Below are 9340 nucleotides of genomic sequence, written 5' to 3'. Positions count from 1 at the left end.
TGTCGTTGCTCCCGTAAGAATGACCCCCAGGTGCTCCCGCAGAATTAACCCCCCTTGATGATCTGGAGGGTGCTGAAAGTGGAGGACTGGGCCGAGATACGCCGTCTGCATCGGGCGGAGGGTGTGCCCATCAAGGAGATCGCGCGGCGGTTGGGGGTGGCCCGGAACACGGTGCGGGCCGCGTTGAACTCCGACCGGCCGCCTGTGTTCGAGCGGGCCCCGCGGGGTCATGTCGCGGACAGGTTCGAGCCGCAGATGCGGGCTCTACTGCAGGAGTGGCCGACGATGCCGGCGCCGGTGATCGCCGAGCGCATCGGCTGGCCGTACTCGTCAGCGCCGCTGCGCAAGCGGCTGGCGCTGATCAGGCCGGAATACTTGGGGATCGACCCGGTCGACCGGGTCACCTATGAGCCCGGCGAGGTCGCCCAGTGCGATCTGTGGTTCCCGGAGACGAAGGTCCAGGTCGGCGCGGGGCAGGAGCGGGTGCTGCCGGTGTTGGTCATGACCTTGGGGTTCTCCCGCTATTTGTCCGCGGTGATGATCCCCTCGCGGCAGGCCGGAGACATCCTCTCGGGCATGTGGCGGCTGATCCACGAGATCGGCCGGGTTCCCAAGACGCTGGTCTGGGACCGGGAGGCGGCGATCGGCGGCAGTGGGAAACTCACCGCTCCGGCGGCGGCGTTCGCCGGAACTCTGGCCACCAGGATCAAGCTCGCACCGCCCCGCGACCCTGAATACAAGGGGATGGTCGAGCGGAGCAACGGCTACCTGGAGACCTCGTTCCTGCCGGGCCGGCAGTTCGCCTCCCCGGCGGACTTCAACCAGCAGCTCGAGGACTGGCTGGTCAAGGCGAACTCCCGCACGGTCCGCTCGATCCAGGGCCGCCCGGTCGATCTGCTGGAGCGGGACTACCTGTCGATGACGCCGCTGCCGCCCATCGAGCCGCCGACCGGCTTGAGCTCGAGGATCCGGCTCGCCCGTGACTACTACGTCCGGGTCGACACCGGCGACTACTCGGTCGATCCGCAGGTCATCGGCCGGTTCGTCGACGTCACCGCCTCCCTCGAGGAGGTCGTGGTGTTCTGCGACGGCCAGATCGTCGCCCGCCACGAACGGTCCTGGGCCAAGCAGGCGGTGGTCACCGATCCTGCCCACGCGGCCACGGCCAAGCGGATGCGCCAGGCCCTGGCCGAGGACCGCCACCGGCGCCAGGCATCAACCCGCCGGCACCCCGACGGCCATGCCGTCGCCCTTCGGGCCCTGCCCGACTACGACGCCCTCTTCGGCGTCGATTTCCATCAGCCGTCAACGGAAGCGAAGTGATACATGACCATGGCCACCACGATGCCGAAGGACGGCCTGCCGTCCATGATCGCCTATCTCACCCGGGTCCTGAAGACCCCCACGATCGGCGCCTGCTGGGAGGACCTGGCCGCCCAGGCCCGCGATGAGAACTGGTCCCACGAGGAGTATCTGGCGGCCCTGCTGCAGCGGCAGGTCGCCGACCGGGAGTCCAAGGGCACCGTGATGCGGATCCGCACAGCCCACTTTCCGCAGGTCAAGACCCTCGAGGACTTCAACCTCGACCATCTGCCCTCACTCCGCCGGGACGTCCTCGCGCACTTGGCGACCGGGACGTTCGTCTCGAAGGCGGAGAACGTGGTCCTGCTCGGGCCGCCCGGGATCGGCAAGACACATCTCGCCATCGGCCTCGGGGTGAAGGCGGCCCACGCCGGGCACTCGGTCCTGTTCGACACGGCGAGCAACTGGATCACCCGCCTCGCCAACGCCCATCAGGCCGGCCGCCTCGAGGCCGAGCTGAAGAAGATCCGCCGCTACCGGCTGATCATTATCGATGAGGTCGGCTACATCCCGTTCGACCAGGACGCCGCGAACCTGTTCTTCCAGCTGATCGCGTCACGCTACGAGCAGGGCTCCGTGATGGTGACCTCGAACCTGCCCTTCGGACGCTGGGGAGAGACCTTCTCCGACGACGTCGTCGCAGCCGCCATGATCGACCGGCTCGTCCACCACGCCGAGGTCCTCACCCTCACCGGCGACTCCTACCGCACCCGCCAACGACGCGAACTCCTCGCCAAGGAGAACCGCACACACCGCGACTGAACCAACCCCAGGGGGTCAAATCTGCGGGAGCAGAGCGTGCTCAATTCTGCGGGAGCATTGACAGGACTCGAGGCGGTGCTCACACACTTCTGATTCCTCGGGCCTCAGGCCCGTCCACCTGGCTCGGAGGTCCTGGTGCGCCAGGTCAGGAGTTCACGGAGTTCAATCGCCATTCGTCACGGAAGGACGGATGGTCAGCCCACTCCATCGCCGCCTGGCGCAACGGCTCCCAAAACGCCTCAGCACGATGACCGTTGCCGTGCTGCAGCTCGAAAGCGAGCTGGCCGGCGAAGTGCGCTAGGACGAGATCGAACGCGTTGGTCACCCGGCGCACACCGTCATAGAACACCGGACCACTGTCCTTGACAGTCCTACCGGCCTCTCTGCGGGCTTCAAGCGAGCGTTCACGGACGAACTCCACCAGAGCATCGACATCCTTCCGCCCGATAGGGGCACCGGTCCCACCGTCCACAGACAACCCCTCCAAAGCGAAGAACGTCGAGAGCCACACGCAACAGCCTGGAGACAACCTACCGCCCGACGCCCTTCCCTCCCTCACCCCCACCACGGAAACCCACCCCGGCACGGCAAACAGGGCGTGGGCGAGCGGCCAGCAAAGGGGCACTGGAGCGCCCTCGTGCATGCAGGGAGCAGACAATCGACGGGTACCAAGTCGCAGGCGGGCGGGGAGCGGGTCGGGAGGCAGTGGCTGGGAACCCGGATCGGGCGCTGATCGCCTGGATGAGCGCTGTCATCCGCGGGCATCGTGGCGCTGCGAGCCTGCCTGGGTACGCGGAGGAAGCTATGGCTCGTACCGGGATCTATCCCCGGGGAGGGGACAAGCCGGGACCGTTCAACCCAGTTCAGCTCATCGGCAATGGGCCTGTCAGTGGTGTACGGCATCATGCCGCCATGAATCCCATCCACAAGATCACCAGCCTTGATGAAGCATGGAATCCTGGGGACATCGCCTTTGACGCTGATGGCAACTTGCGTGTCCGCTCTGACAACCCGAACTGGGCGTGGGACTACCCGAACGAGGGTCACACACGGGACCAGTACGGCACACCCCATGTTCCTACTGGAGGCATCGAGGACAAGGATGTTTCCCGGCCTCTGATCCTGCTCGTACGAAATGGGCAAGCGGTCGGAGGTCGCCAGCTCAAGCGGTAATCCGCCGAGCAACGTCCGAAATCCGGCAGAGATACAGCCGCCAACGCCCGCACGAGACTCTGCGTAGCCGTTCCGTCGTGCCTCGTGGGATTGCGGGTGCACCAGCCGAACACGCGCCACTCCCGGCCGCGGCCGTGTCGCCCATCCGCTGTAACCGGATAAAGGAGCCGCCGACTCATCCAGGTGGCAGGCCAGCGGCAGCGAGGGGGGTCCGGCTCCGCACGCTCACCGCGCACGCCGGTGGCCGCATCAGCCCAGCCGGTCCCAGGCCGAGCCGTTGCCCCGCAGAAACCCATGGCTACCCTGCTCACGAGCTGCGATGGAGTCCTGGAGCCTGACCCGCAGTTCGCGGGAAACCACAAAGGTGGCGACCATTGGTCACCACCTCTATGGCCGGGGTTGAGGCGAACTACCCCTCTGCGCGTCCAAGCATAGACACCTACGAGGCCCCGGGCCCCGATGACTGCATCATACCCGCATGCGCACAGCGCCACAGGCATCTCATGAAAGGAAGGGAGGCATATTTGCAGCCAAACCTACTGATCTGCAATGCAGTTGAACCACAGCGCTCGCAGCGATGGTGGCACGCAGGCGGGCACGTTCCGTGTAACGGACACCCACAGGATCACCGCCGGACTGATCAGTCCGTGCGGTCGGGTAGCCGGGCTGTTCGGGCGCGGTGTCACAGATCGAATTCCAGGTGCTCGATCGCGGTGAAGCGGACTTCTTCCAGGGAGCCGGCGCGGCGGCCGCCGTCCTGGGAGTAGACCTCTTTGAGTGCTTCGGCGGCGATCTGCTGGAGGTGGGCTTCGCTGGCGCTGGCGCTGGCGTCCTGGGCGTCGAAGAGGCAGGCGGCGTAGAGGGGTGGCAGGGCGATGGTCAGGTGCCGGATGCGGTCCTGGTCCGTTGACCCGATCGGTGCGGTGTAGCCGAGGCGGCGCGGGTGTCGATGACGATGCCGCCCGTGCTCGCCGCTTTCGCCTTAGCCTTGGCCTTGAAGATCCTCCGCGACTGGCGCCTCAAAGGCGACGGCATCCACCACGCCATGCTTGGCATCGCCCGGCTGCATAACCTCGCCCTCGCCGGATTGATCAGCGTGCCACACTGTGGCCAACCATGCCCGAGACAATCCGGAGATCATTTACGGGACAACTCTTACGAGCTCGTGCACGGTTAGCGGTACGACGTCGAAAGGTGCAGATCGGTCCGGTGAGCAATGTGCCTGACGGTCCGTGCGGGTGGCGGTCTGCTGGTGTGAGAGCAGTCCTGCGACGGCTTGGATGGTGTCGCTCATGTGCTCGCGGCGGCCGTGGTGCCGGGCGAGGGCTCACCAGTTCTTGAGGTGTGCGATGCCGTGCTCGACCCGGATACGACGTGAGGAATGCGCCTTGCGCTGGCGTTCGTAGATCTCCTCGTACCACTCTGGCGGGGTCTTCTTGAACTTGCTGTGTGGTGGTGTCACCACGCGGCCGCTGGTCTGGACGCCCAGGCCCTGATAGCCCGCATCGGCGAGTATCTCCACGGGTGGGCCGTCAGTTAGGTGCTTGACCAGACCCAACTGCCGGACGTATGTGATGTCGGCACAGCTTGCCGGCTGGGCTGGACTGCAGAACAGGAGCCTGCCGCTGGCGTCGGTAAGGATCATGGCCTTGACGGCGTTCTACTTGTTCTTGCCGGAGATGAACTTCTCCCGATCCTTGCGGCCGGTGGCGGGCCGGCGGATCCGGGTCTCGGTGCCGTCGACGATCCCGGTCTGCCCGCTGGACCCGAGGTGTTCGATGACGTCGGCGAGGGTGCGGAGCCGGGCACCGGCCGCGATGGTGCAGCCCCGCTCGGCGAGCAGCGGCCGCACCTCGCCGACGGCGCGGGTGATGGTGGAGCGGTCGACGCCGAACCAGCAGGCCAGCACGTCGTGAGTGGCTCCGTGGCGAAGGCGGACGAGGGTGGCCAGGAGCCGGTGGATCAAGGCCAACTGGTGCTTCGCGCCAGCGCTGACGGTCCGCTTCCGCGGCCTGGAATCCAGTCTCGCCTGATGTCGCTCGTGACACAACGAACCTACCTCGGCGACGAGTTCGGCGATCACTTCGGCCGACAGCCTTGTGATCCTCCGGTCGCTGATGATCGCTGCACGAGCCCCGTTCCCCACCACACGAACATGATCAGCGATCACGATCCAGCATCGTACCGCTAACCGTGCACGAGCTCGTTAGCCCTTTGAACGAGGTGTAGTCCGCTCGCTGCCCTGGCGTAACGACCAGAGATAGCGCACGGGCAGCGGCCATCCGCACTTGGGTGAAGCTCGGTCTTGAGCCTGCCGCGCGAGCGGCCCAGGCCTATCAACTCCTGCACCAACTCCGCCAGGCGGCCGACGAGACTCCGCAACGGTGTCTCGTCCTGACGTTCTGCCAGAGTGTCCCCCTTCGCGGTGGGTCCGGCGGCCAGTACTTCGCGGAATTGGCAGCAGCAGTGACTCAGTACACCGAACTTTGAGGAGAGTGTTGGTCGGTGTAATAGTAAGTACCACCAGATGTCAAGCTCAACTGGAGGTGCGACCTTTCCCCATAGGGGGCGTAGTCATACTGCCACGAGGTGTAGATCGTGAAGGTTTGGCCAGGCAGGAGGGTGATACCCGTAGCCTTGGCAGCAGGTCCGACGTTGTACCAGTTGCCACTCTGGTATGCCTCCACCTGAGCCGTCAGCTCATATCCGGAAACGCCATACGATGAGTTGTTGTAGATCTGCGCCTCGGCGCGATCGTAGAACCCATCGGAGTGAATGCAAGTACGCTTCATAACATCCCCCCAAGCCACCCATGCGCTGCATGTCGACGTGGACGCAGCATGCGCCGACCCTGCGGAGGCGCCGATGAGAGCGACCAGCGACATTCCAGAAGCGGCAAGCGCTCCAAGAAATCTCTTCTTACTCACATTTCCCCACTTTGCAAAATTCGCCCTGCCGACCTAAAGCTTCGCACGCATGGGTTTCCCGCAAATGAGACACCATCAAAGCCACTCAAGCTGACCCGGGAATGCTTCCTGTTCAGGAAAAAATTAGATCGCAACTGGGCATCGCTTGAAATGAGCAGAACCTACTCAAGTTGACCCTATTGCGCAGGGAACATTTCTAAGAGAGCATCTGATCTAGGTAGTTGGTGTTTTGGGATGTTCTTGTGACTGTAGGTCGTAGCACTCGTTGGCCAGGGTGTGACTCCTCGACGCGCGTATCGCAGTGATGTCTCCGATGCCCGCTGGGCGTTGATCGAGCCGGTGTTCGTCGCCTGGCGGGCCGCTCGGTCGGGGCCCGGGACCGCGGCGCGGGTTCATGATCTGAGAGAGATCGTGAACGCGATCCTCTACGTCAACCGCACCGGGATTCCTTGGGAGTACCTGCCGCACGACTTCTTCGTGTGCCTGTCCGCCACAGCAAAACCAGACGCCCGATACCCCAAGGGCATACCAAGGCGTCTGGCCGGCCTGGGGCGCTACGAAGGCGGCCCCGACGCCGGGCGCGGTGTCGGGGCCGCGGACTACGCGAGTCCGGCCGTGGGGCGCCCGGACCTGTGCACGCGTCACCCAACTCAACGCCCCTCACGGCCCCATGGACACGCACCACGTCAACATCGCGATCTCCCCATCGCCCTGAAAGGCGACTCGGCTCCCGGCTCACGGGCCGAGCTGCGAAGGTGGGAGCGGAATAGGCGATATACGCAATTTGCTTGTTTCAAGGTGAGTCTCATATCTGTGCCGCGACCGCGTCCGTACAGGCCGGGCACCAATCAGGCGCACTGGTGCGAGCGCTGCCGCGACTAGGGGGTGTCCGCAATGTCAGTTGGGGAGCCATAGTCGCAGGCAGGCGAGGGTGACCAGGGCTTTGTAGTGGCGGGCTCGTTTGTCGTAGCGGGTGGCGAGGGCCTTGTTCTGCTTGAGCCGGTTGAAGCAGCGTTCGACGACGTTGCGGCGCCGGTAGACCTGACGGTCGAGGCGGCACAGGGTCTCGCCTCGCCGGAGGCGTCCGTTGATCTGGTCGACGCGTTCGGGGATGGTGCAGGCGATGCCACGTTGACGCAGGTAGGAGCGGATCTTGCGGGAGCTGTAGCCCTTGTCACCGACCACCCGCAGCGGTCGGGTGCGGGGCCGGCCGGGCCCGTGTCGCTTGATGTGGATGCGGGCCATGACCGGCTCGAACTGGGTGCAGTCGTTGACGTTCCCGCCGGTGATCGTGAAGGCGAGCGGCCGGCCCCGGCCGTCGCAGGCGAGGTGGATCTTCGTGCTCAGTCCGCCGCGGGACCGGCCGAGTGCTTCCCCGGTCCAGGGCCCCCTTTTCGGGCCCCGGCGGCGTGCTGATGGGCCCGCACGATGGTCGAGTCGACGCAGACGACCGACCAGTCGACCTCACCGATCGCGTCCGAGTGCTGCTGGACGTGGGCCAGGAGCCGGTCCCAGGTTCCGTCCGCCGACCAGCGGCGGAACCGTTCGTAGACGGTCTTCCACGGCCCGTACCGCTCGGGCAGGTCCCGCCAGGCCGCACCCGTGGACAACTTCCACAGGATGCCGTTGAGGACCTGGCGCCGGTCCCGCACCGGACGGCCCATCCGGGGCGGAGCCAGCAACGGCCCGATCATCTCCCAGGCCTGATCAGTCAGTTCATGACGTCGCACCACGAACGGAGCAACGACCGACCGACATTGCGGACACGGCCTAGGGCACGCTGGTCACCCCCGACGGCCACGGCCTCATCCCCGCCCAGACTGCCAGCACGCCCGGACCCACCAGACCCGCCACACCCCCGGGCCCCGGTGAAAGGGGACAGGCCATAACTCAGCAACCTCTTCGGCCCGACAGGCGAAGTAGTGAACCTGAGCGGCCAGGCGCGTGGTACGACGGCGGCCGCCGACAAGTCCGCCCCGCTCAGCGTGCGAGGCCCGCGAAGCGGATGCCGCCAGCGGGGTGCCACTCCATGGCCGACTCGACGGCGGTGGAGTGGTCGGTGCAGTACGGGGTGGGGATGATGCCGCCGCATCTGCCGTGCACATCGGCATGTGCTGCCGGGGGCGGTGTAGGCGTAGCAGACCGCCAATTGCGCGCGGTAAGGCGGGTGCCGCGCAGGCGGGCGGGCCAGGCGAGCTCACTGCCATAGAACCGAGAGATCACAGGTTTATCGGGTGCGGGGTCCGCCGTGCAGCAGTAGTACGGCCATCGCTGCACCAGCGGTCGCCGCGCTGAGCAGTGATGCCCACACTCTGCCTGTGACGGCGACGGTCACCACGACGACCGGTACGGCGGTGCCGAGCGAGGCCGCGACTGCCCAGGTGCGGTCCCGTTTGTTCCGGTCGGTGACCGTGATCAGGACCAGGGCAGACATCCACACCCCGGCGATCAGCACCGCACCGAACGTCAGCATCGCCGCTTCCCACCGAAGCCACACTGGGCGCCCGAGACCAGAAAGGCCATCCGCCTTACCTAACAACACACTACATCTCTTCATGTGCCGGCTGCTGCCGCGGGGGCCCGGTCAGCGTTCCACGATTGCCTTCAGGGCCCTACTGCCTTCCTCGACACGAAACATCGAGGAACCCACTGCCCACGTCTCCGCGATGTGCCTGCAGGCTTCGCACCGGGCGGATAACGCACCCCTCCGTGCTGGCCGCAGACCGCCCACCCACGCGATCATGGGGGTGTCCATCGTTTTCGCAGGAAGGAACCCGCTGATGATCCGCAAGTCTCCAGCCCGTGGCACTAATAGGCCCCGAGCGTGAGAGGGTTGCCGCAAAACTAAAGGGAAATACGAGGCGGGCGCGGCGAGGTGCATCGCCTTCTGGTCGATGCCGGAGCGACTTTCCGAGCGCGCGGTGGCGCGATGCGGAAGGGCCGTTAACGGCCCCGTCACCAGCCTCGGAGGGGGATCATCTCGCCTCACCTGGCCCGGCGAAGGGGCACCGGTTAGAATCCTGTCATCAGCAGCAATCTGATGCGGGCGGTGTTCGTGTTCGGCGGTCGCCCATGTCGACGGGCAGCGGGACGGGAACGGCGCTGGTACCGACGCC

At 65.7% G+C, this 9340-nt stretch carries 8 protein-coding genes and 5 pseudogenes; 6 read left to right on the top strand and 7 right to left on the bottom strand.

Going from position 1 to position 9340, the window contains the following annotated elements:
- Positions 1-69 precede the first annotated feature (69 nt).
- Together istA and istB are read left to right on the top strand one after the other, a co-directional pair.
- Positions 70-1323 carry an IS21 family transposase gene (gene istA, locus AMK27_RS40525; RefSeq protein ID WP_198956034.1) on the top strand — a complete coding sequence of 418 codons (1254 nt, stop codon included), beginning with the start codon at positions 70-72 and terminating at the stop codon, positions 1321-1323.
- 3 nt (positions 1324-1326) lie between these two features.
- Entirely contained in the window at positions 1327-2124 is a 798-nt protein-coding gene (gene istB / locus AMK27_RS40520) for an IS21-like element helper ATPase IstB (RefSeq protein WP_073919464.1), read from the top strand.
- 145 nt (positions 2125-2269) lie between these two features.
- Here the strand turns inward: istB and AMK27_RS40515 are convergent, their stop codons facing one another.
- A complete protein-coding gene (locus AMK27_RS40515; RefSeq protein WP_143204966.1) occupies positions 2270-2545 on the bottom strand; it encodes a hypothetical protein in 276 nt (91 codons plus the stop codon).
- Between the two features lie 491 nt (positions 2546-3036).
- On the opposite strand from AMK27_RS40515, the gene AMK27_RS42570 reads away from it, so the two are divergent.
- Positions 3037-3297 (top strand): hypothetical protein, encoded by a 261-nt coding sequence (locus AMK27_RS42570; RefSeq protein ID WP_143204965.1) that lies wholly within the window; start codon positions 3037-3039, stop codon positions 3295-3297.
- Positions 3298-3979: 682 nt separating this feature from the next.
- Here the strand turns inward: AMK27_RS42570 and tpg are convergent.
- Positions 3980-4284 (bottom strand): annotated as a pseudogene (gene tpg, locus AMK27_RS44075) (telomere-protecting terminal protein Tpg); the annotation flags it as partial.
- 7 nt (positions 4285-4291) lie between these two features.
- Here tpg and AMK27_RS44070 point away from each other — a divergent pair.
- Positions 4292-4474: pseudogene (locus AMK27_RS44070) on the top strand (hypothetical protein); the annotation flags it as partial.
- Between the two features lie 150 nt (positions 4475-4624).
- Here the strand turns inward: AMK27_RS44070 and AMK27_RS44065 are convergent.
- Both AMK27_RS44065 and AMK27_RS42890 read right to left on the bottom strand, forming a co-directional pair.
- A pseudogene (locus tag AMK27_RS44065) lies at positions 4625-4945 on the bottom strand (transposase family protein); the annotation flags it as partial.
- A 12-nt stretch (positions 4946-4957) separates the two neighbouring features.
- Positions 4958-5269: a helix-turn-helix domain-containing protein gene (locus AMK27_RS42890; RefSeq protein WP_073919461.1), complete on the bottom strand. Its 312-nt coding sequence runs from the start codon at positions 5267-5269 to the stop codon at positions 4958-4960.
- 1231 nt (positions 5270-6500) lie between these two features.
- On the opposite strand from AMK27_RS42890, the pseudogene AMK27_RS44060 reads away from it, so the two are divergent.
- Positions 6501-6698, top strand: a pseudogene (locus tag AMK27_RS44060) (transposase); the annotation flags it as partial.
- Between the two features lie 423 nt (positions 6699-7121).
- Here the strand turns inward: AMK27_RS44060 and AMK27_RS40490 are convergent.
- From AMK27_RS40490 to AMK27_RS40480, 3 genes and pseudogenes are all read right to left on the bottom strand, one after another.
- Positions 7122-7888 (bottom strand): annotated as a pseudogene (locus AMK27_RS40490) (IS5 family transposase).
- Positions 7889-8204: 316 nt separating this feature from the next.
- A complete protein-coding gene (locus tag AMK27_RS44285; RefSeq protein ID WP_274535773.1) occupies positions 8205-8327 on the bottom strand; it encodes a hypothetical protein in 123 nt (40 codons plus the stop codon).
- Between the two features lie 124 nt (positions 8328-8451).
- A complete protein-coding gene (locus AMK27_RS40480; RefSeq protein WP_073919459.1) occupies positions 8452-8697 on the bottom strand; it encodes a hypothetical protein in 246 nt (81 codons plus the stop codon).
- 402 nt (positions 8698-9099) lie between these two features.
- Between AMK27_RS40480 and AMK27_RS44660 the strand changes: the two genes are divergently transcribed.
- A complete protein-coding gene (locus tag AMK27_RS44660) occupies positions 9100-9171 on the top strand; it encodes a hypothetical protein (RefSeq protein WP_445194906.1) in 72 nt (23 codons plus the stop codon).
- Positions 9172-9340: the final 169 nt, after the last annotated feature.

This window comes from Streptomyces sp. CB02009 (assembly GCF_001905825.1).
In the GTDB taxonomy this organism is placed as follows: Bacteria; Actinomycetota; Actinomycetes; order Streptomycetales; family Streptomycetaceae; genus Streptomyces.
This window is presented reverse-complemented; position numbering and strand designations above follow the sequence as displayed.